A 21614-nucleotide genomic window follows, 5' to 3' on the forward strand; every position below is an offset into this window, starting at 1 on the left:
TGATGGGCGGGCTCTGCGTCGCCTGGGTTGCCTTCGTCCTGCTGCGCAATGCCATGGTGCTGGTGCAAGCACCCGGGCCGGTGGACGGCTCGGCCGAGGGAATCTATCTCTTTTCGCTGATCTATCCGACCATCGGCTACGCCATCTATCTGAACTGGTCTCGGATGCCGGCGGCAGCCTGGGCATTTCTGGTGATCAGCCTTCTCGCGCTTCTGGTGAGCCTCGAGCCGCAGACCCTGCTGTCGGGAGACCGGGCGCCCCTCCTGTTTCACAGCAATCCGATCCATGCCTCCGTTGCCGGCGGCTTGATCGCGCTGGCGGCCGTTTGCTTCGGCCTGTTTCTCGCCCGGCCGGGCCCGAATGGCCGGGGGCTTCGCATTTCAGGCGTCGCACTCTGCATCGTCGTGGTCGCGCTCTGCTTCCTTGGCATCGCCGGAGCGCAATCCAAGGGCGTGTGGCTGGCGTTGTTGGGAGCCCTGCCTGTCCTGGTCGTCATGATGCTCACCGAGCGGACGCAATTGCGTCACTGGCTGCTTCTGGCAGGGGTGCTGGTGGCGGCGGCGATCCCGTCTGTCCTGTTCTATCCGGAGATCTCGGCCCTGCTTGAACCGAATATCGGCACTGCCGTTTCGTTCGCCTCAAGCGCGACCCACACGGGCGATCCGCTTGTCGTGGTGGAGCGGCTGATCGCATCGGGCAGCGTGCCGCACACTCTCAACGAACGACTGATGATCTGGGTGAATGGCTGGGAGATCTGGCGGACCAACATCGTCTTCGGAACCGGGATCGCATGGGAAACGCTATGGGACGGAACGACATATGCTGATGTCGGCTATCAGCTGATGCACAATGGCTATCTGGAAGTGGCGGTGCGCTACGGGCTGGTGGGACTGGCATTCTACGCCGTGCTCATGGTCTGGAGCCTCGGGCAGGCCTTCGCCTGCCGCAGCCGCGGCCTGATCCCTGCCCCGATGTTCATCCTGTATGTGACGGCGACCGCCTTCTTCGGCCTGACGATGCTGACCAATTCCAACAACCGTCTGGCGATCGGCGAATCCTTCATGCTGGTAGCCGCAGGGTTCGGTTTCTGCTGCTTCTACAAGCTCCAGGACGCCGCGCGCGAAGCAGTAAGGGAGAAAGCAGGGAGCCAGCCAGCGGCGTAGGCTATGGCTCCGCCAAACGGCCACGAAGCATGACGCGCCGAGCGTCTCAAACGCGCGAGCACCTGGTACGTCGACAAGCCAATATCATGGAAAAAAGATGGTACGGTTGGGTGGTCTCGAACCACCGACCTCCGGAGCCACAATCCGACGCTCTAACCAACTGAGCTACAACCGCACAACGGGATCTTGCCCGCGCAACGACGAGATAAAATCTTTCGCCCCGCGGTGCAAGCCCGGATCGGAGCGAAGGCCGGAAAAGTCCGACATCGGCCCTCAGACAACGCGCCTGAGACAGGACGCTGCAACTCCATCACTCCCCCACTCAGCCCGGCCGAAAAGCGGTTCCGGCTTTCGGATGATGCTGTGGCAAACGGGGAATCCCCGTCATCCGGTCACCGCAAGGGGCAGGAAAGGCCCGACGGTCCGCAGAGCGAGGTTGGGTCGGACGAGGATCGCCGGGGAACGAGCCCCGGCTGAGTATCGCAACGGCCGGCGGAGGGCTTCGCCCCGCCGGCGTGCAGAAAAATCGATCAGCGGGCGTTTTTGGACGCCTTCTCGAAGGCATCGCGCCCCGGCTTCATCATGTCCTTGGCCACCGACTGGGTCAGCGCCTGCATGTCCTTGGACTGGTCGGTCGCCATCTCGATCTGCTTGCGCACATAGGCCGTCTGCATCTCGATCACTTCGGCGAAGGACTTGGCAGACATCATCTTGTCGAGATGCTGGAAGCCGGCTTCGGCATTCGAGCGCATCGCGTCGATGGCCTTCTTCGACAGCTGGAGCGAACCCTGATGGGCGTTCTCCATGGTCAATTCCAGCGCCTTTGTCGCCTCGTCGGCCGCCGACTTCATGCGGGTGTAGGCTTCCTTGGACTGCTCCATCGACTTCTGCGTCATGGCCCGGAAGGTTTCGTTCATCTGCGAGGGATCCATGCCCATCATCTGGGGATTCGGCATGGCGAAGGGATCCTGGGTATTCTTGGTGTCGGCCATCTGGCTGTCTCCTCTGCCTGGATAACTATCAATTGGCCGCTGCGTACCAAAACGCCCGCGACTGCCTTTTAGTTAAGCATTATTTTTTGTGCAGTGCAACATAAGAAGCTCTATCATACCGCAAAGTGCCCAACCATTAACCCTCAATCGCAACTCCTGCCTGGGAAAGCGGGAAGAATGTGGATTCGTCCGGAGCCGGCTATTATGAATCCATTCTTAAGATCGGCTCTGGATCCGTGCATCACGACCCAACATATAAGTGTGCGGAAAGTTTGGAAGCGTTGCTTATGGCGACATCAACGGTGCCAATCGCAGTAGCGATCATGGCCCATCGGACGCTACGCGAGGCCAGCGGCGCGGCAATGCCGCTCGCTGTCTTCACGTCCGATCTGACACGCCTCCTGTGGGCCAACACGTCTGCGGCGCAGTTGCTCGGCCTGTCCTCGCCCGGACCGCAATCGCCTGATGCGACGCCGAATACCACCATCATCCGCCAGATCCGGGCGTCCGGCCGCATGCTGGCGCGGACCGGCTCCGCGAAAGCGCGGGTCACGTCGCCCGCCCGCACCGGCCTCGGCCGGCCGCTCAACGCCGAACTCGCCCCGATCGCGGACGGCGCGTTCGGCGACGCCGTGCTGGTGACCATCGAGGACCCCGATGCGGAAGCCCTAAACGACGCCGAGTCTGCCCGCCGCCTGCTGGCCGAGACCGGCATGGGCGAGGGCACCGTCTTTGGCGCCGATGGGCGGGTCGCCGCTACGGGCCACGACGGCCAGGACCTTTCCTGCGACCCGTCGCAGATCGCCGACTTCATCGCCTCCCGGCACGACCACCGCACCATGGCCATGGACGATGGCAGCCGGACCATGCTGGCGCGCCTTGCCGGAGACCGCGTGCTGGGCTGGACCGTGCGCCCGCAGGCGCCAGCGCCGCGACAGGAGACGGACGACCAGCAAAGCGAAGCAGATTCCGAGGCGCCTGCATCCGCCGGCCATGGGGACAATTACGACCGCAAGATCGGCATGAGTGCCATCCTGCAACGCTGGTACTTCCGCAATACCGGCGCAGCCGCCGCCGAACGCACCGAAGCGGCCGAACATTCCGAGAGTCTCGGGGAAAGCGCATCCATGCCACCCAGAGACGATCGTGCAGCGGACCCCGCCGAGACCCCGTCGCCCGGCCCGCGGCAGCCATACGGTGCGCGCACCGGCCATGCCGGCTCCGTCGAGCGTCCCGCCGGCGCCCGTACCATGCGCTCCAACTGGGGTGCCGAAGCGACGCCGGCCCCTGCAAGCGACGGCGAGATGGCGCCCGCCGAGCCGGATGCCACGCGCGAGATCGGGCCCGAACAGCCTCTCGCCGAGGAACAGGCCGCGCCTGCGGCAGACGTGTCTTCCGTTGCGGGCGCACCGGAAGACGGGGCGGACGACGAGGACGCGGCCTCGGATGAGGCTGCCGCAAACCCGCCCGTTGCGGGCGGCGTCCGGCCGGTTCTGCCGTCGGATTTCCGCTCGTTCCCCGACACGCGGGAAGATACGGTCCCCGACATGTCCGCGCCCGGCACGCCTGCGGTCGCCGCGATGACCGACAGCGATTTCACGCCGCGATTCGACGTGGCACCAGTGCGGTTCGTCTGGCGCATCGACAATGAAGGCCGTTTCCGCTCGCTGTCGCCGGAATTCGCCGCCGCCGTGGGGCCGCGCTTTGCCGACGTGATCGATCGCCGCTTCGAGGACGTGGCCGAGGCTTACGGCCTCGACGCGGACGGTGACATCCGCCGGCTGCTCGCCAAGCGCGACACCTGGTCCGGGCGCACCCTGGAATGGCCGGTGGAGAATTCGACGCGCCGTGTGCCGGTCGAGCTCGCCGCCCTGCCGGTCTACGCCCGCGACCGCAGCTTCGACGGCTTCCGTGGTTTCGGCATCGTGCGCCTGGGCGATGCCGTCGAGGCACCGGCGATGGCGGCGCAGGAGGCCGTGTCGGACGAGACCGCCGATGCGCAGGAACTGACCCTCGAGGGCGGCGCCCGCGCGCTGCTGAAGCGCATTTCCGCCGAGGAACCGCAGCTTCCCTTCGGGCGCCGGGATCCCGACGACCGCCCCGACCCGGACAAGGGCGACCGGGCGGAAAAGATCATCCGCCTCGAGGAGCGGCGGCGGCCCAAGGACAGCCATCTCAGCCAGGCCGAGGAGGCCGCCTTCCGGGCGATCGGCGAGACCCTCGGCGACGAGGAGCGCGTCGGCGGGCTTGAGGGCGCGATCCGCAACGCCAGCCGTCGCATCGGCGAGATCGAGGACGAAGCCGGGGCACGGGACGCGGCTGACACCGGGAGTGAGGCGGCGGTTGCGCCGGCCACGGACGACCGGGCCGCCGCGATCGCGGCCGACGCGCCGGCCCCCGACAATGCCGACCTACCCGATCCGCAGGCGGCGGACAGCGACCTGCCGGACGCGCCGAGCACTGAGACGGCGCGCGGCATCGCGCCGGCCGAGCAGCCTTCGCCGCGGGATCGGGTCGCGCAGGCGGGGAGCGAAGAGGATGTTCCTGCTCCCGACACCGCGACGGCGACCGCGATGGGCGACGACCTTTCGAACCAAAAGGATTCGGACGGCGACCCTTCCGCGGGCTCCGGCGAGTCTGACGATGCAGACATGACCGACGACGATGACAGTGCGGACGAACCCGAACTGCCGGATCATGCCCAGCTCCTGGCCGAGCTCACGACCGTCTATGGCTGCCTGCCGCTCCCGGTCCTCGTCCAGGTGCGCGAGACCCTCGTCTATGGCAATCGGGAATTCTTCGACCTGACGGGTTACGACGACATTGCTGCCCTTTCGGACGCGGGCGGACTTGCCCGCCTGTTCGACGGCGACGACCGCACGGCCGGCTCCGGCGAGGTCGCGATTCGCCGCGTCACCGGCGAAACCCTGTCGGCGCGCAGCCATATGCAGCGCTCCACCATCGCCGGCCGTTCCTGCCTGGTCATGTCCTTCTTCGCCTCGCCGAGCCTCAGCGCCGCCGCCCTCCGCCACGAGCTGGAGGACGTGCCACCGCCGGCAGACGCGGAAGCCGACATCGGCGTCGTCGCCGAGCTCGAAGAGCTGCAGGCGGTGCTGGCCGCCGCCACCGATGGCGTGGTCCTCGTCGATCGTGACGGCATGATCCGCTCGATGAACCGCGCTGCCCACAGGCTGTTCGGGATCGGCAGGGACGATGCCGGGGGCCGCCCGTTCGTCACGCTGCTCGCCCATGAGAGCCAGAAGCCGACGCTGGAGCATATCGAGGCGCTGCGCACGACCGGCGCGCCGGCGCCGCGCGACGATGGCCGCGAGGTCATCGGCCGTGTCGCGGAAGGCGGCTTCGTGCCACTGTCGGTCAGCTTCGGCCCGCTGCCGGATGATCGCGGCTGGTGCGCCGTGATCCGCGACATCTCCCGCGCCAAGCGCGTCGAGCAGGAACTTATCAAGGCGCGCAGCGAGGCCGAGGCCGCCAGCCTGCAGAAAAGCCAGTTCCTGGCCAATGTCAGCCACGAGCTGCGCACGCCGCTCAATGCCATCATCGGCTTTGCCGACGTCATCGCGACCGAGTGCTTCGGTCCGATCGGCAACGAGCGCTATCTGGAATATCTCGACGACATCAAGCGGTCGGGGCACCACGTCCTCGATCTCGTCAACGACCTCCTCGACATCTCCAAGATCGAGGCCGGCAAGCTCGATCTGGCCTTCGAGGCAGTGTCCCTGAACGAGGTGATCGCCGAGGTGGTCGCGCTGATGCAGCCGCAGGCGAATCGCGAGCAGGTCATCGTGCGCTCCAACCTGCCCTCGTCTGTGCCGCCGGTCGTCGCCGACCGGCGCTCGATGCGGCAGATCGCCCTCAATCTCGTGTCCAACGCGGTCCGCTTTACCCCGGCCGGTGGCCAGATCATCGTATCGACCAGCTATTCGCCCGAGGGCGACGTGGTGGTGCGCTTCCGCGACAGCGGCATCGGAATGAGCGAGGACGAGATCGAGATCGCCATGATGCCCTTCCAGCAGGTCAATCCGGGCAACCGGCGGCGCGGCGAAGGCACCGGCCTTGGCCTGCCATTGACCAAGGCGCTAACCGAGGCGAACCGCGCCGGCTTCGCCATGTCCTCGACGCCCGGCGAAGGCACGCTCGTGGAAATTTCGTTTCCACCCCAGCGGGTTCTGACCGACTGACGGCAGGCCGCGGCGAGCCGGGACTCCCCCGAGCGCGCCCCGCCGCAGTTTAGAATACTTCCAATACATTGATTTTACTAATCTATCGGAATGCCGACTGTTGCACTCGGCCCCGGCATCCGCCATAGGTGAGTGGCGGCCGCAAGATTTAACCTTTGGCTCCGTTTCGCGCGGCGCCCGTCATCCGACGCCCTGCGGATCGCCTGCATCTTAACGTCGCGCCTGCCGGAATCCGGCGCCGCGCAGCCTGTGGAAGGGATTTTTCATGATGCCCAGCATCTCCCGTCGCCTCGCCCTGTCCTCCGTCGCCATTGCCGCGGCCCTTGCCCCGGCTGCCGCCAGTGCCGTCGACGTCAACATCTACACGTCCCGCCAGCCCGAGCTGATCCAGCCGCTGCTCGATGCCTTCACCGACGAGACCGGGCTTTCCACCGCGACGATCTTCATCGACAAGGGCCTGGAAGAGCGGATCGCGGCCGAGGGCGCAAATTCGCCAGCCGACCTGATCATGACCGTCGATATCGGCCGCCTCGACGCCGCCAAGCAGGCCGGGGTCGTCCAGCCGCTGGACAACGCGACGCTGGAACAGAACATCCCGCAGGCCTATCGCGACAGCGACAAGGAATGGTTCGGCCTCACAGCCCGAGGCCGCGTGGTCTACGCCTCCAAGGAGCGCGTCGATGCCGATGCGATCACCTATGCCGAGCTGGCCGACCCGAAGTGGAAGGGCCGTCTGTGCACCCGTTCGGGCCAGCACCAGTACAACATCGCCCTGATCGCCGCCTATATCGCCCATAACGGCGAAGAGGCAGCCCGCGAATGGGTGACGGGCCTGCGCGACAATCTCGCCCGCCGTCCCGAGGGCGGTGACCGCGACCAGGCCAAGGCGATCTTCGCCGGCGAATGCGACGTGGCGCTCGGCAACACCTATTACGTCGGCAAGATGGCCACCAACGAGACGGAGCCGGAGCAGAAGGAGTGGGCCGACGCCATCAAGGTGATCATGCCGACCTTCGAGAACGGCCTGACCCACGTGAACATCTCCGGCGTGGCGCTGGCCAAGAACGCGCCGAACAAGGACAATGCCGTCAAGCTGATGGAATTCCTGTCCAGCGACGAGGCGCAGAAGATCTACGCCGAGCTGAACTACGAATATCCGCTGGAGCCGGGCATCGAGGCCTCCGAACTGGTGCAGGGCTTCGGCGAGCTGGAGCCCGACACCCTGCCGCTGGACGAGATCGCCAGGCACCGCACCAAGGCGTCGGAGATCGTCGACGAGGTCGGCTACGACAACGGGCCGCAGAGCTGATCACCGACCACATGCAGCCAGTGCGGCGCCCGGGCGGATGGTCCGCCCCGGGCGCCGCTCCGTTCCGTTCCCACGACCCGGCCGCGACACTCCTTTCGGGATGCACTGTCGCGAGACCGGGCCTCGTCGCATCAAGTCCGCCATGTCCGCCACCGCCCCGCTCCTGAGACCCGGTATCCGCGCCCGTTTCCGACTGCGGCGTGGCCGTGATCGCGGCTATCTGATCGGCGCAGCGGCAGTTGCCCTGACCGTCATCCTGCCGCTGGTCGCCCTCCTGGTGATCGCCCTGTCGGGCACGTCTTCCAACTGGCAGCATCTGGCCGAGACCATCCTGCCGGAAGCCAGCCGCGTGACCCTGCTGCTGATGGCCGGCATCGCGCTGCTGGCCGGCTCGGTCGGCGTGATCACCGCATGGCTGGTGGCGAGCTTCCAGTTTCCTGGCCGACAGGTCTTCTCCTGGGCCCTCGTGCTGCCGCTGGCGGTGCCGACCTATATCGCCGCTTATTGCTTCGTGGAGTTCCTGCATTTCGCCGGCCCGGTCCAGACGGCGATCCGCTCGCTGTTCGGCTTCCAGTCCTCGCGCGACTACTGGTTTCCCGAGGTCCGCTCCCTGCCGGGCGCGATCGTCATCCTGTCCTCGGTTCTCTACCCCTACATCTTCCTGACGGTGCGCATGGTCTTCGTCATGCAGGGCCGCAAGGCCGGCGACGTGGCGCGCACGCTCGGTGCGTCTCCCGCCTCGGTCTTCGCCAAGGTGCTTCTGCCCATGGCGCGCCCTGCCATCGCCGTGGGCGTCGCGCTGGCACTGATGGAAGCGGTCAACGACATCGGCGCGGTGGAATTTCTCGGCGTCCGCACACTGACCTTCGCGGTCTATTCGACCTGGCTGAACCGCGGCGACCTCGCCGGGGCCACGCAGATTGCGCTGTTCATGCTGCTGGTCATCGTCGCCCTGGTGCTGGTCGAGCGGTTCGCGCGCCGGCAGCAGCGCTTCAGCATCCAGCGGGCCGACCGACCGCAGACCGGCCGCGAGCACCTGTCCGGCTTCAAGGCGGCACTGGCGGTCCTCGCCTGTTTCGTGCCGATCGCAGCCGGCTTCGGCGTGCCCCTCTTCGTGCTTGGCGATTTCGCCATTCACCGGCTTGACCAGCTCTTCGATCCGCAGCTCTGGCGGGCGCTCCGGCACACGGTGACGATCGCGGCCGCGACAGGCTTCGTTACCGTCGCCGCAGGCTTTGCCATGGCCTACGGCATCCGCCTCACCGGCTCCAACCGTCTGGCCAGCCTCGTGCGGGTTGCCGCGCTCGGCTATGCCGTGCCGGGCACCGTGCTGGCCATCGGCATCCTGATCCCGCTTGCCGCCTTCGACAACGCCGTCGACGCACGCATGCGCGAATGGTTCGGCATCTCGACCGGCCTGCTGTTGTCGGGGTCCGGCTTCGCCATCGTCTATGCCTGCTTCGTGCGGTTCATGGCCATGGGCCACGGCGCGCTGGAAAGTGGCTTCTCCAAGCTCTCGCCGCACCTCGACATGGCGGCGCGCACGCTGGGGCGCGGCCCCGGCGGCACGCTCCGGCAGGTTCTGCTGCCCCTGATGCGCCCGGCGCTGCTGACCGCCTTCCTCCTGGTCTTCGTCGATGCCAGCAAGGAACTGTCCGCCACCATCCTGCTGCGACCCTTCGATTTCGAGACGCTGGCGACCTTCGTCTATGCCCAGACGTCGCGCGCCGCCTTCGAGGACGGTGCCATCGCCGCGCTGATGATCGTGCTCGTCGGAATCCTGCCGGTGGTGATCCTCAACCGGTCGATCCTGCGCGAGACCGAGCGCGGCTGAAGGACCGGGTAAAGCCCTGCCAGAGTGTTCGCCCGGCCAAACCCTCCCGTAACGTTATGTAGCAGAACACATAATCACCACGGAACTCTTGCAGGCCAGCCCACGTTCTCCTCGCGACTTGAAAAGAAGCGGAGGAAACAGACAATGAAAACCCTATCTCTTCTTCTGGCGAGCGCTGCGCTCGTCACCCTGCCCATCAGTGCCGCATCGGCCGATTGCCGCGAGGAGATCGCGCTGCTCCAGGACGGCGACATGACGGCCTCGATCTCCGGCAGCGCGTCCGCTGGCGGCGCGACGACTGATTCCGGCTTGGCTGCCAACACTGGCCCCGCCGAAGGCAAGACCACCAATTTCGAGACGGGCGAAGGCGTCGACGTCACCGGTGAAGTCACCAAGGACGGCGACAGGGCACCGCTCGAAACCGATGAGACGGTTGCGAGCAGCGGCAGTGTCACGGAAGGCACGGCGATGGCAGGTGTCGACGTCGGACGCCAGACGGACGCTGGTACAGGCGGTGGAACCACCAATTTCGAGACCGGTGAAGGTCTCGATAAGGCCGGCGAAGTGACCAAGGATGGCGACAGAGCACCACTGGAGACGGGCGAGCAGGTTGAAAGCCAGGCATCCGGCAACGCCATGTCCGGCCAGGACACGCAGTCCCAGCAGGACGGCGACATGACGGCGGCCGACGCGGAGACCGATACCAGCACGATGGCGGCTGCGGACGCCGGCACCGGTGGCTTCCAGGACGCGGTCGAGCGGGCGGAAGCGGCGCTGGCCGCGGGCGACGAGGAAGCCTGCATGGCCGCCGTCGCGGAAGCCAAGGCTGCCAGGTCGCAGTAATCGCGTTCCTTCCAATGGCGAAGCGCGCTGGCATCGCTGCCAGCGCCCATTTTCATGGGCTCGCCCCTCTAAGACGGGGGGTGATCGCCCTCAGACGGCCAGTTCCGGCCGCCCCGCATATTCGTCCAGCGCATGCGGGTTGGCGAGCGCCTCCTTGTTCTTCACCTCCCGGCCCTCCACCACTTCCCGGACGGCGAGCTCGACGATCTTGCCGGACTTGGTGCGGGGGATGTCGGTGACCGCCAGCACGCGTGCGGGCACGTGGCGCGGCGAGGCCCCGGCGCGGATCGCCGACTTGATGCGCGTTGTCAGATCGTCGGTCAGCTCGACGCCGTCCGCGAGCCGCACGAACAGGACCACCCGCACGTCGCCATCCCAGGGCTGGCCGATGCAGATCGCCTCGAGAACCTCGTCCATCTGCTCGACGATGTTGTAGATCTCGGCCGTGCCGATCCGCACGCCCTGCGGATTCAGTGTCGCATCCGAGCGCCCGTGGATGATGATTCCGCCATGCTCGGTCCATTCGGCGAAGTCGCCATGGCACCACACGCCGGGAAACTGGTCGAAATAGGCGGCATGATAGCGCTCGCCCGTCGGATCGTTCCAGAACCGGATCGGCATCGCCGGAAACGCCTTCGTGCAGACGAGGTCGCCCTTTTCGCCGCGCACCGGCTGGCCGGCCGCGTTCCACACGTCGACGGCCATGGCGAGGCCCGGCCCCTGGATCTCGCCCTCGTAGACCGGACGCCCGGGAATGCCGAGGACGAAGCACGAGACGATGTCGGTGCCGCCCGAGACCGAGGCGAGATGCACGTCCTGCTTGATGCCCGCGTAAACGTAGTCGAAGCTCTCCGGCGACAGCGGCGAGCCGGTCGAGGCCAGCATCTCCACCGCCGACAGATCGTGGGTGTCGATCGGCGTCAGACCCTCCTTGCGGGCCGTATCGATGAACTTGGCGCTGGTGCCGAAGAACGTCGCCTTCTCCTCCGCGACATAGTCGAAGATGACGGTCGGGACGGGGTGGAAGGGCGAGCCGTCATAGAGCAGCAGCGTGGTGCCCGTGGCCAGTGCCGACACCAGCCAGTTCCACATCATCCAGCCGCAGGTTGTGAAATAGAACATCCGCGATTGCGGCCCGAGCCCGCAATGCAGGCGGTGTTCCTTCAGATGCTGAAGCAGCGTGCCGCCGGCCGAATGCACGATGCATTTGGGCACACCCGTCGTGCCGGAGGAAAACAGGATGTAGAGCGGATGCGCGAAGGGCAGCCGCTCATAGGTGATCGGGGCCGGTTCGAAGGGCGCGAGGAAGGCGTCCAGCGAGACGCCGCGCGAAACGGCGCCGGCGACCGCGTCCGCCGCGCCGATATAGGGGACCACGATGGTCCTGGCAGCGCCGAGCTTGCCGGTGATTGCCGCCAGCTTGTCGCTGATCTCGATGGTCTTGCCGGCATAGTAATAACCGTCGCAGGCGATGAGCAGCTTCGGCTCGATCTGGCCGAAGCGGTCGAGCACGCCGCGCTCGCCGAAATCGGGCGAGCAGGACGACCAGACCGCGCCGATCGAGGTGGCGGCGAGCATGGCGGCCACCGTTTCCGGCATGTTCGGCATCATCGCCGCGATCCTGTCGCCGGCGACGATGCCCTCGGCGCAGAAGGCCTGCGCGAAGCGCGACACCAGCGCTTCCAGTTCACGCCAGGTCAGGCGCTGGCTGGCCTTGTCCTCGCCGCGAAAGACGATCGCCTCCTCGTCGGCGCGATCCCCCGCATGGGCCAGCAGGTTCTCGGCGAAGTTCAGCCGCGCCTCGGGAAAGAACCGGTCGTCGCGCATCGTCTCGCCGGCCGCGAGGCTGGCGCCGCCGCGCTCGCCGACCACCCCGGCAACGTCCCAGACGAGGTCCCAGAAGGCCGCCCGCTCCTCTACGGACCAGCGATGCAGCTGGTCGTAGTCGGACAGGTCCCGGCCGGCCAGTTCGCCGGCCTTCTGCGCAAACGCCGTGAGCGGATGGCGGGCCACGCGCGCCGCGTCCGGTTTCCACAGCAGCCGTCCAGCCATTCCCGTCTCCCCTGATGTCTCGCCATGCTGGTGCCACACCGCCTTGCTATTGGCAACGATTGCAAGAATGCCCGTACAGACGCCGCCCGTTCTCCTCACCTGCCGAATTCCGATCGACCCGCCCGGGACCCGTCCCTCTGGTTTCGGGCGCAGCCTTGCACTAGAACGGCTCGAAAATCTGAAAGGATCTCGGTGGCGCGCAAACTTTCCCTGGACCGGCTCGCATTACGGGCCGATGCGCCCGGCGCAAGACGGCGGGGATCGAAGCGCCTGGGACTGGCTGCCGTTGGCGCAGTGCTTGCCGCATTCGCCCTGGCAGCCTTCATCATCGTGCCCCGGCTGGCGGTCGATGCAGAAGCCGCCCGCGCCGATCTGGTGGACCGGCTCGAAACCATGACCGGCCAGACCGTAGCCGTCGAGGGCGAGATCACCTTCTCGCTGCTGCCTCAGACCCGGCTGACCGCTCGGCATGTGCGGATCGGCACGACCGATGCCTTTTCCATCGGCACCGTCGTCGCCGATCTCGATCTGGTCGATGCCATGACCGGAACCGCGACGGTGTCGCGCGTCGTTCTGGTGCGGCCGGAATGGCGGCCCCTTGCAGAGACAGATCCCGCACCGATTGCGGCCGATCCGGTGCTCGTGCCCGCGGCAAACGGCATGGCGACGCCTCACCAGGGCGGCCCACTGGAGGGCCCGCGGCATCTCGTCCGCACGCTGATCGAGCGGTTCCACGGTTTGCAGACGCTGGAAATCCGCTCCGGCGTTTTCCGGCCGCGAGGGGGCAATGGCCGCTCCGGCATCAGCAACGCCAATCTGATCATCGCACAATCCTCCGCCAGCGCGGCAATGTATGTCGCCGGGTCCTTTATCTGGAATGGCCAGCCGAGCGATCTCGATCTGAGGATCAATTCGCCCAGCGCCCTCCTCGAGGACGAGGTGAGCGACGTCGAACTCGCGCTCTCCTCGCCACCCCTCACCGTCAGCTTCGACGGTGAGGCCACGCTCGACCGCAATGCCACGATCACCGGCGCGCTTCGGCTCGCCGCGCCGTCGCTCAGCCGCAGCATCGAATGGCTCGGCGAGCCGCGGCCGCATACCCCCGACATTGGACCGGTCGCCATCGATGGCACCTTGCTGCTCGCCAGCAACCTCGCGGGTCTGCAGGATACAACCGTCACGGTTGCCGGCAGTCGCGGCTATGGGGTGATGGAGGCCGAGTTCGGGGGCGCCAAGCCACGGGTCCGTGGCACTCTGGCCTTCGAGACCCTCGATTTCGATCCGCTTACCCGCGCGATCGCGCCGCTGCCGCGCACCGTCTTCGACTTCAACCGCCCCATCGACCTCGCCTTTGCGCGTGACATCGATCTGGACGTCAGGTTGTCGGCCGGCCGGGCGAGTTTCGGCCAGGTCCCGTTGACCGACATCGCTGCCGTGATCGCTCTCGACGACGGCATCGCCAAGCTCGACATCGGCGATGCGCAGGTCTTCGGTGGCCGGGGCCAGGCGAATCTGACATTCCATGCCGATTCTTCCCGGCCAAAGGCGACCGGAAGCCTGTCCCTGACCGGGGTCGACAGCGACGCGCTCCTTAGTTCCATCGATGTCGCGACGCTCGGCGTCGGCGGTCGCTCCGACCTGTCCTTCAGCATGGAAACGCCGGTCGTCGACTGGGAGACGATCATCCGCAACGTACGCATCGACGGCCATCTCACGGCGCGCGCGGGCGCGATCCGGGGCCTGGACCCGCGGGTCCTGGCATCACCCGGCGCCCGGCCATTGCTCGCCGGGACGAAAGGAACGACGATCCCCTTCGACACCTTGAACGTGGATCTGTCGGCCACCGGCCCGCGCCTGCGGATCGACGGCCTGGAGATAGCCAATGGCGCGGGTCTCCTGACCGGCGTCGGTAGTGTCTCCGCCCAGGACGAGTCGATCAGCCTCCTCGGCACTTACAGCGCCGACGCGCAGCAGACCGCCTCGGCGGAGCGTGAATTCACCACATCGAAACCGGTTGCGTTCATCCTGCAGGGGCAATGGCCCAATCCGAGCGTCACGACGCGGTAGAGCCTCCCCGGTCCGCCGATTCGGCGATGAGGCACCGGCGACGGCGAACCGGCGATGGGCGTTCGGCAGCAATGGACGCTCCGACATGCTTCGCGCACCGCTTACTTCCCTATCCGTCGTCCGCTGCTGGTGCCCGCTCGTGCCACTTGCCGCTGCGCTCATGCTGGCAACCGCCGCTGCCGCGGCGCCGGACGCCGTGGCCGACGATCAGTCCGACTGTCCGACGCGCTACCAGGCGGCTCTCCAGACGGTGCGCACCGGCGCCTTCGCGGCAATCAAGCCGGCCCGGTCCATCGCCTTCAAGGGGGACGAATCGCTTCCCGACGGCCTGATCTTCCGCGCCTCCGCCACGCGTGGCGGAACGGCCGAGGCGAAGGCTCTGGCCGAAGCGGCAACGATCGCCCGCGATCGCGGCCGCGCAACCTGGATCGGCAGCGCCAACGACCGCTGGATCGCCGACCGCATCGTCACCGATCTCGGCGAATATGTCAGCCAGGACGTGTCGCCCTATCTGTGCGGCGGCGTCGCCGAATATCTGTCCACGCTGCAGAGCTACATGGATCGCATCGCGACCAGCCCGTCGAAGGCGGCCGGGCACCATGCCGTCCAGACGGATGCGACGGCAGACGCCATCCGCGCGGCGGTCATGGCGATGCGGCCGGTGCCCGCGCCCCGCTTCGCGCCGACGCTGCGCGTCACCCCCCTCGTCTTCGATCTGCGCCAGTCCAAGGGTCTGGAGCGCGAGCCGCAGACGGTCGCCTATGGCCCACAATTCGACCCTGCACTGCCGCCTCTGGCAATGACCGCGACGCCCATCCTCGCCCTCGACTCCGACGACCACCGGCTCGCCGCCCTGGAAATGCTGGTCGGTGCGGCGCGCTCCAACGGCTTTCTCGGCGAGAAAGACCTGATCGCGGCAGAACCTCTCGCGGCCGGTCCGCATGCTCCGGCCGAAGCCGATCCGGAGACCACCAGCGTCATTGACGCGTCTGCAACCCCGCGCCCCGTCTTGGGCCGGCTCACCGCGTTGAAACCTCTGGTCGTCGGCCAGTCCGCGCCGATCCGCGACTCGCTGGTACGCCGGGCCCTGGCGGACGCCTTCGCCCATGTCGAGGCGCTCGATCATCTCGCCCACCGCCCGCGCGGCGGCTACGATCCGATGCTCGCGGCCATCGCCGCCACCATGGATGCGATCACGGCCGCCCATACTGCCGCCTGCGACTGCACAAACGCCAATGTTGCCGCGGCGCAATCCTCCGACGCGCAATCGGCCAACCGCTGAGCCGCCAGAGACAGGGTCGGGGTCTGGGTCTGGGTCTGGGTCTGGGAAGGATCAGCCCGCGGCTGCGGCGAGATGGGCGTCGCGCGCCTTCTGCACCACGCGGCGCTTGTTGATCAGCGCCGCGGCAATGACGCCGACGGAGACGACGGCGATGAGTAGCGTGCAGACGGCGTTGATCTTTGGCGTCACGCCGAGCCGGACCTGGCTGTAGATCTTCATCGGCAGGGTCGTCGCGCCCGGCCCCGAGGTGAAACTGGCGATGACGAGATCGTCGAGCGACAGGGTGAAGGCGAGCATCCAGCCGGCCGCGACGGCCGGCCAGATCACCGGCATGGTGATGAGGAAGAAGGTCTTCCAGGGCGGGCAACCGAGATCCTGCGCCGCTTCCTCGAGGCTGCGGTCGAAGGTGATCAGCCGCGACTGCACCACCACGGCGACGAAGCACATCGAGAAGGTGATGTGCGCGATGGTCACGGTCCAGAAGCCGCGGTCGAAATCCATCGCCACGAAGAGCAGCAGCAGCGAGAGGCCGGTGATCACCTCGGGCATGACCAGCGGCGCATAGACCATGCCGGCGAACAGCAGCCGGCCGCGAAAGTCGAAGAAGCGTACGAGCGTCGTGGCCGCCAGCGTGCCGAGGATTGTCGCGATGCTGGCCGACAGCAGCGCCACCCGCAGGGTCACCCAGCCCGCATCGAGCAGCGCCTGATCGTTCCACAATTCCCGGTACCAGACTGTCGAGAAACCGGCCCAGACCGTGACCAGCCGCGAGGCGTTGAAGGAGTAGATGACGAGCAGGAGGATCGGCAGATACAGGAAGGCGAAGCCGAAGACGACCGAGACGATGTTGAAGGGAGACCAGGTCTTCGTCACGTCAGCCATTCCCCGTCGTCTTGGCCTGGGCCCGCTGGAACCAGACGATCGGCAGCACCAGGACGAGCAGCAGCAGGATCGCCACCGCCGAGGAGACCGGCCAGTCGCGGTTGGAGAAGAACTCGTTCCAGAGCGTGCGGCCGATCATCAGCGTGCGCGAGCCGCCGAGAAGGTCGGGAATGACGAATTCGCCCACGGCCGGGATGAACACCAGCATGAGGCCGGCCAGGATGCCGGGCCGCGAGAGCGGGAAGGTGATCGTCCAGAACGCCTTGATCGGCGGGCAGCCCAGATCGTTCGCCGCCTCGATCAGCCGGTAGTCCATCCGCTCGAGCGAGGCATAGATCGGCAGCACCATGAAGGGCAGGTAGGAATAGACGATGCCGATGTAGACCGCGGTGTTGGTGTTCATGATGACCAGCGGATTGGAGATCACGCCGAGCCACAGCAGCAACTGGTTCAGCAGGCCATCGGTCTTCAGGATGCCGATCCAGGCATAGACGCGGATCAGGAAGCTCGTCCAGAACGGCAGGATCGTCAGCAGGATCAGCACCGGCCGCAGCCCGCCCGGCGCCCGCGCAATGCCGTAGGCCAGCGGGTAGCCGATGAGCAGCGTGATCGCCGTGGCGATCGCGGCGATCTGCAGGCTCGACAGATAGGAGTTGATGTAGAGCGGGTCGGACGTCAGCCAGACGTAATTGTCGACGGTGAATTGCTGCAGGTTGTCCCAGAAGCTGGACAGGCTCTCCAGCGAGAAGGCCGGCACATAGGGCGGCTGGGCGAGCGCGATCTGCGACAGCGAGATCTTGAAGACGATCAGGAACGGCGCCAGGAAGAACACTAGCAGCCAGACGAACGGCACCCCGACGACGAGCGTACGGTAGAGGCGCGTGCCGCGGACGCGCAGCCTCTGCGGTTCGGAGGCATGCGGCGCGTCGGCCGGGATCACGGGGTCCGCCGCCATGCTAGCTGGCCAGGACGATGCCGGCATCCGGCGCGAAAGTCAGCCAGACCGCCTCGTCATAGCCGATCTGCTCGGCCGAACCGCGGACCGAGTTGAGTGTCGCCGCGCGCACGATGTCGCCGCTCTCCAGCTTGACGTTGAACAGGGTCATGTCGCCGAGATAGGCGATGTCCCAGATCTCCCCGTGCAGGGCGTTGACCGACACATCCGCCGGCTGCTGGCGTGACAGCCGCATCTTTTCCGGCCGGATGGCGAAGAAGGCATTGGCGCCCTTGGCCAGATCGCCGGAATGCTCCGCCTCGATGGTCACGCCGCTGGGGGTGGCGATGCGGGTCGCCCCGTTGCGGCTGCTCTCGATCGTGCCGGCCAGGATGTTCACGCTGCCGATGAAATCCGCCACGTAGCGGGTGGCCGGCGCCTCGTAGATGATCTCGGGCGTGGCGACCTGGACGATGCGCCCCTGGTCCATGACGGAGATGCGGTCGGCCATGGTCATGGCTTCTTCCTGGTCGTGGGTCACGATCAGGAAGGTCAGCCCCATCTCCTGCTGCAGGTCCATCAGCTCGAACTGGGTTTCCTCGCGCAGCTTCTTGTCGAGCGCCCCGAGCGGCTCGTCGAGGAGCAGCACCTTCGGCCGCTTGGCCAGCGATCGGGCAAGTGCCACACGCTGCTGCTGGCCGCCGGACAATTGCTGCGGCTTGCGCGAGGCGAAGCCATCGAGCTTGACCAGGCTCAGCATCTCGGCGACGCGGTCGTCGCGCTCCGACTTCGCCATGCCGTCCTGCTTCAGGCCGAAGGCGATGTTGCCGGCAACGTCCATGTGGGGAAAGAGCGCGTAGCTCTGGAACATCATGTTGACCGGGCGGCGATGCGGCGGAATGCCGATCAGGCTCTGGCCGTCGAGGCGGACGTCCCCCTCGCTCGGCTCCTCGAAGCCGCCCAGCATTCTCAGAAGGGTGGACTTGCCGCAGCCGGACGGTCCGAGCAGGGCGTGAAACTCGCGCTTGAAGATGCCGAGCGACAGGTCGTCCACGGCCTTGAACTCGCCGAAGCGCTTGGTGACACGATCGAACTCGATGACCGGCGACTGCGCCGCATCAGCCCACGGCGCGAAGCTGCGGCGGATGTTGCCGAGGGATTTCTGCACCTTCGCCACCTCGTCCATGATCGACCCGTTGCGCCGCCCTTCGACCGAACCGTCCTGCCCGTCCCCGGCGCAAAGGCCGGAGACGGGATCGTGCGTGTCGGGCGTCGCGTCCTACTGACCGGTCTGGACCGTCGTGAAGGCGCGGTTGATGAGCCGCTGCGTGCGGGCGTCGTAGGCTTCCTTGGTATAGAGGTTGGCGAGCACCTCGTCGCTCGGATACACCGCCGGATCGTTGATGATCGCATCATCGACGAATTCTTGGCTGGCCTTGTTGCCGTTGGCATAGACGACGTAATTGGTCGCCTTGGCGATGACCTCGGGGCGCATCAGATAGTCGATGAAGACGTGGGCGTTCTCGGGATGCGGCGCATCGGCCGGGATCGCCAGCTGGTCGAACCACATGCGGGCGCCTTCCTTGGGGATCGAATAGGCGATCTCGACGCCCTGTCCTGCTTCGGCCGCCCGGTCGCGGGCCTGGAAGATGTCGCCGGAATAGCCGTAGGCGACGCAGATGTCCCCATTGGCCAGGGCGTTGATGTATTCGGCCGAATGGAACTTGCGCACATAGGGGCGGATCTTCAGCAGCATTTCCTTGGCCTGCTCGATCTCGGCCGGATCGGTCGAGTTCGGGTCGAGGCCCAGCTGGTTCAGAGCCGCCGGCATCACTTCGGTCGGTGCGTCGAGCATCATGATCCCGCAATCGGCCAGCTTCTCGGCATATTGCGGATCGAAGATCAGGTCCCAGGAATCGGTCGGCGCATTCTCGATCCGCTCCTCGACCATCTTCTTGTTGTAGCCGATGCCGGTGGTGCCCCACATGTAGTTGACCGAGTGCTCGTTGGCCTTGTCGTACTCACCGACACGTTCGGTGATCACGTCCCACATCTTGTCGAGATTGGTCAGCTTCGACTTGTCGAGGGGCTGGATCAGGCCGGCCTCGATCTGGCGCACCAGATATTCGGAGGACGGCACCACGACGTCGTAGCCGCTGCCGCCGGCGAACAGCTTGGTGTCGAGGATGTCGTTGGAATCATAGACGTCGTAGACGACCTTGATCCCTGTCTCCTTGGTGAAGTCCTCGAGGATGGAATCGTCGATATAGTCTGACCAGTTGTAGACATTGACGACCTTCTCTTCCTGAGCGGTCGCCGTTCCGGCGCCTATGGCGAGGGTCGCACAGGCAACCCCCAGCATCGCGATCAGTCGTGTCATTCGGTCAGGACCTCCATATGGGGATGATGTCTGCGGCGGGCGTCGCCGCCGGGTTCCAGCCGCGAGTTAAGAACATCGGCGCGCCAATTCCTAGCCCTTCGCCGCGCTTGTGGCCCGATGTCGGCCCGGATCAGCGCTCGCACCGCCGGATCATGAAGCGCGCGTCCCGGCCATAGGCCGCCAGCGCCCCGTCCGGCAACGCATCCGGTGCCTCGACGAAACCGAAGCGGGTCCAGAACGGCACGGTCCCATAGACCGAGACCAGCGCGGCGGAGGCGTAGGTGGTGTCGGCCTCTTCCAGAAGCCGTTCCACTGCCGGCGCGGCCAGCCCCTGCCCGCGCATCTCGGGCGCCACGACCACGTCGTGGATGAAGAACCTGTCCGCGGGCTGGGGCAGCGTGCCCAGCACCGTATCCAGCTTCGGCGGCGCCCCCTCGGTCCAGGGATGGGCGATGGCATAGCCGGCGACCCCGCCCGCCGCGTCTTCAAGGACGAGACAACCAGCCGGGAAGAGCCGCAGCCGGTCGGCAAAGACGGCCTCTTCCTCGGGCAGTCCCGGATGCACCCGGTCGGCAAGGTCGATGGCTGCGCGCAGATCGCCCGGCTTCATCGCCCGCCACCGGGCCTGTGTTGGCTGGCCGCTCATCTCGGTGCAACTCCTCCGGGCGCTGGCCGCCCGGTCAGCGGTGTTTCTGGCCTTCGCCGTAGAATAGCTTTTCCCAGGCCTTGTGCGCCTTGTAGCCCTCCCGGATGAAGGGCGTGAACACGGCCATGTTGAGGACCGCCTTGTTGGTTGTCTTCGCCGGCTGTTTCAGCGGCTTCTCGAAATCGACGAACAGCACCACCCGCACCTTGTCCGAGTGGTTCCACGCCTCGTGCTCGTAGGCGTCGTCGAAGATCAGCGCCTTGCCCTCTTCCCAGTGGCAGGTCCGATCGGCGACGCGAATGCCGATCTTGTCGGGCTCATCGGGAACCAGCAGACCGAGATGGAAGCGCAGCACGCCGTTATAGGGCCCGCGATGCGGCGGCAGGTGCTTGCCCGGCTCGAAGATCGAGAACATCGCCGACTTCAACCCGGGGATCTTCTGCAGGATGCGCCAGGTCTCGGGGCACTGGCGGATCGCCTCTTCCGACTTGATGCCGTAGCCGCAGAGGAAGAAGGTCTTCCAGTTCTGGTCCGAGGAGATCGAGCGCACTTCCGAGGAGATCTCGTGGAAGGCCGGCAGTTCGCCCTTGCGCACCAGGATCTTGTCGAGCTCGCTGCGGATCGCCCGCCATTCGGCTTCGATCTCGCGCGCCCAGGGAAAGTCGTCGGTCTCGAAGACCGGCGGGTTGCCGACCGCCGAATGCTTCAGGTTCAGCTTCTCCGCCCCGTCGACGAGACGCTGCACGGAGCGGGCGACGAAGCCGTCGCGCGTCATCGTGTCGTCCAGGCCCTCGGTCTTCAGTTTCTGCTGGCTCACATGCTTGTCCATGGTTGTGCTTCGCATTCGTGACGGGCGCGGCATCGGCGACGCGCCTACCACCGCCAGTTAATTGTGACGGTTCGATAACGGCTGCAAGGGTTTGTCGGGCTGCATCTGGCCCCGGCTCACTGGAAATCAAACGCCGAGAGGCCCGTGACCATCTCGTCGAGGCCGAGCGGCCGGGTCAACGGCGGCTCGGCCCGCGCCCCGC

General features: G+C 66.5%; 15 protein-coding genes and 1 tRNA gene. 7 read left to right on the plus strand and 9 right to left on the minus strand.

Annotated elements, in window-relative coordinates; all coding sequences use genetic code 11:
* Positions 1 to 1163 (plus strand): O-antigen ligase family protein (locus VQ042_RS13295; RefSeq protein ID WP_331820001.1); only part of this gene is annotated, 1163 nt, incomplete at its 5' end.
* A gap of 98 nt (positions 1164 to 1261) precedes the next feature.
* Here VQ042_RS13295 and VQ042_RS13300 read toward each other — a convergent pair.
* Positions 1262 to 1338: transfer RNA gene (locus VQ042_RS13300), tRNA-His, on the minus strand.
* Positions 1339 to 1693: 355 nt separating this feature from the next.
* Entirely contained in the window at positions 1694 to 2155 is a 462-nt protein-coding gene (locus tag VQ042_RS13305) for a phasin (protein WP_331820002.1), read from the minus strand.
* 287 nt (positions 2156 to 2442) lie between these two features.
* Between VQ042_RS13305 and VQ042_RS13310 the strand changes: the two genes are divergently transcribed.
* The 4 genes from VQ042_RS13310 to VQ042_RS13325 all read left to right on the plus strand — a co-directional run bounded on the left by VQ042_RS13310 (position 2443) and on the right by VQ042_RS13325 (position 10340).
* Positions 2443 to 6354, plus strand: a complete 3912-nt coding sequence (locus tag VQ042_RS13310; protein ID WP_331820003.1) for a PAS domain S-box protein — start codon at positions 2443 to 2445, stop codon at positions 6352 to 6354.
* 265 nt (positions 6355 to 6619) lie between these two features.
* Entirely contained in the window at positions 6620 to 7663 is a 1044-nt protein-coding gene (locus VQ042_RS13315) for a Fe(3+) ABC transporter substrate-binding protein (protein WP_331820005.1), read from the plus strand.
* Between the two features lie 142 nt (positions 7664 to 7805).
* Entirely contained in the window at positions 7806 to 9497 is a 1692-nt protein-coding gene (locus VQ042_RS13320; protein ID WP_331820007.1) for an ABC transporter permease, read from the plus strand.
* A gap of 144 nt (positions 9498 to 9641) precedes the next feature.
* Positions 9642 to 10340: a hypothetical protein gene (locus VQ042_RS13325; RefSeq protein ID WP_331820009.1), complete on the plus strand. Its 699-nt coding sequence runs from the start codon at positions 9642 to 9644 to the stop codon at positions 10338 to 10340.
* Positions 10341 to 10430: 90 nt separating this feature from the next.
* Here the strand turns inward: VQ042_RS13325 and VQ042_RS13330 are convergent, their stop codons facing one another.
* Positions 10431 to 12392 carry an acetoacetate--CoA ligase gene (locus VQ042_RS13330; protein ID WP_331820011.1) on the minus strand — a complete coding sequence of 654 codons (1962 nt, stop codon included), beginning with the start codon at positions 12390 to 12392 and terminating at the stop codon, positions 10431 to 10433.
* 192 nt (positions 12393 to 12584) lie between these two features.
* Between VQ042_RS13330 and VQ042_RS13335 the strand changes: the two genes are divergently transcribed.
* Both VQ042_RS13335 and VQ042_RS13340 read left to right on the plus strand, forming a co-directional pair.
* The gene (locus VQ042_RS13335; protein WP_331820013.1) at positions 12585 to 14459 is read left to right on the plus strand and encodes an AsmA family protein; all 1875 of its coding nucleotides are present in this window, start codon (positions 12585 to 12587) and stop codon (positions 14457 to 14459) included.
* Between the two features lie 160 nt (positions 14460 to 14619).
* Positions 14620 to 15741: a hypothetical protein gene (locus VQ042_RS13340; protein ID WP_331820015.1), complete on the plus strand. Its 1122-nt coding sequence runs from the start codon at positions 14620 to 14622 to the stop codon at positions 15739 to 15741.
* Between the two features lie 51 nt (positions 15742 to 15792).
* On the opposite strand, the gene VQ042_RS13345 is transcribed toward VQ042_RS13340, so the two are convergent.
* The 6 genes from VQ042_RS13345 to VQ042_RS13370 all read right to left on the minus strand — a co-directional run bounded on the left by VQ042_RS13345 (position 15793) and on the right by VQ042_RS13370 (position 21412).
* Complete coding sequence (locus VQ042_RS13345) at positions 15793 to 16623, minus strand: ABC transporter permease (RefSeq protein ID WP_442880080.1); 831 nt, start codon at positions 16621 to 16623, stop codon at positions 15793 to 15795.
* A complete protein-coding gene (locus VQ042_RS13350; protein WP_331820017.1) occupies positions 16616 to 17578 on the minus strand; it encodes an ABC transporter permease subunit in 963 nt (320 codons plus the stop codon). The genes VQ042_RS13345 and VQ042_RS13350 overlap by 8 nt, the downstream gene beginning before the upstream one ends.
* Position 17579: 1 nt before the next feature.
* Positions 17580 to 18743 (minus strand): ABC transporter ATP-binding protein, encoded by a 1164-nt coding sequence (locus tag VQ042_RS13355; RefSeq protein WP_331820019.1) that lies wholly within the window; start codon positions 18741 to 18743, stop codon positions 17580 to 17582.
* A gap of 93 nt (positions 18744 to 18836) precedes the next feature.
* Complete coding sequence (locus VQ042_RS13360) at positions 18837 to 19937, minus strand: polyamine ABC transporter substrate-binding protein (RefSeq protein WP_442880081.1); 1101 nt, start codon at positions 19935 to 19937, stop codon at positions 18837 to 18839.
* A 130-nt stretch (positions 19938 to 20067) separates the two neighbouring features.
* Positions 20068 to 20583 carry a GNAT family N-acetyltransferase gene (locus tag VQ042_RS13365; protein WP_331820021.1) on the minus strand — a complete coding sequence of 172 codons (516 nt, stop codon included), beginning with the start codon at positions 20581 to 20583 and terminating at the stop codon, positions 20068 to 20070.
* Between the two features lie 34 nt (positions 20584 to 20617).
* Positions 20618 to 21412 (minus strand): aspartyl/asparaginyl beta-hydroxylase domain-containing protein, encoded by a 795-nt coding sequence (locus VQ042_RS13370; RefSeq protein ID WP_331820023.1) that lies wholly within the window; start codon positions 21410 to 21412, stop codon positions 20618 to 20620.
* Between the last annotated feature and the right edge of the window lie 202 nt (positions 21413 to 21614).

This window comes from Aurantimonas sp. A2-1-M11, from assembly GCF_036549475.1.
Lineage (GTDB): Bacteria > Pseudomonadota > Alphaproteobacteria > Rhizobiales > Rhizobiaceae > Aurantimonas.

Excerpts from the sequence above, each read along its gene's own strand:
- VQ042_RS13305 (WP_331820002.1), bottom strand. The coding sequence starts at position 2,155 with ATGGCCGACACCAAGAATACCCAGGATCCCTTCGCCATGCCGAATCCC.
- VQ042_RS13310 (WP_331820003.1), top strand. The coding sequence starts at position 2,443 with ATGGCGACATCAACGGTGCCAATCGCAGTAGCGATCATGGCCCATCGG.
- VQ042_RS13315 (WP_331820005.1), top strand. The coding sequence starts at position 6,620 with ATGATGCCCAGCATCTCCCGTCGCCTCGCCCTGTCCTCCGTCGCCATT.
- VQ042_RS13320 (WP_331820007.1), top strand. The coding sequence starts at position 7,806 with ATGTCCGCCACCGCCCCGCTCCTGAGACCCGGTATCCGCGCCCGTTTC.
- VQ042_RS13325 (WP_331820009.1), top strand. The coding sequence starts at position 9,642 with ATGAAAACCCTATCTCTTCTTCTGGCGAGCGCTGCGCTCGTCACCCTG.
- VQ042_RS13330 (WP_331820011.1), bottom strand. The coding sequence starts at position 12,392 with ATGGCTGGACGGCTGCTGTGGAAACCGGACGCGGCGCGCGTGGCCCGC.
- VQ042_RS13340 (WP_331820015.1), top strand. The coding sequence starts at position 14,620 with ATGCTGGCAACCGCCGCTGCCGCGGCGCCGGACGCCGTGGCCGACGAT.
- VQ042_RS13345 (WP_442880080.1), bottom strand. The coding sequence starts at position 16,623 with ATGGCTGACGTGACGAAGACCTGGTCTCCCTTCAACATCGTCTCGGTC.
- VQ042_RS13350 (WP_331820017.1), bottom strand. The coding sequence starts at position 17,578 with ATGGCGGCGGACCCCGTGATCCCGGCCGACGCGCCGCATGCCTCCGAA.
- VQ042_RS13355 (WP_331820019.1), bottom strand. The coding sequence starts at position 18,743 with ATGGACGAGGTGGCGAAGGTGCAGAAATCCCTCGGCAACATCCGCCGC.
- VQ042_RS13360 (WP_442880081.1), bottom strand. The coding sequence starts at position 19,937 with ATGACACGACTGATCGCGATGCTGGGGGTTGCCTGTGCGACCCTCGCC.
- VQ042_RS13365 (WP_331820021.1), bottom strand. The coding sequence starts at position 20,583 with ATGAGCGGCCAGCCAACACAGGCCCGGTGGCGGGCGATGAAGCCGGGC.
- VQ042_RS13370 (WP_331820023.1), bottom strand. The coding sequence starts at position 21,412 with ATGGACAAGCATGTGAGCCAGCAGAAACTGAAGACCGAGGGCCTGGAC.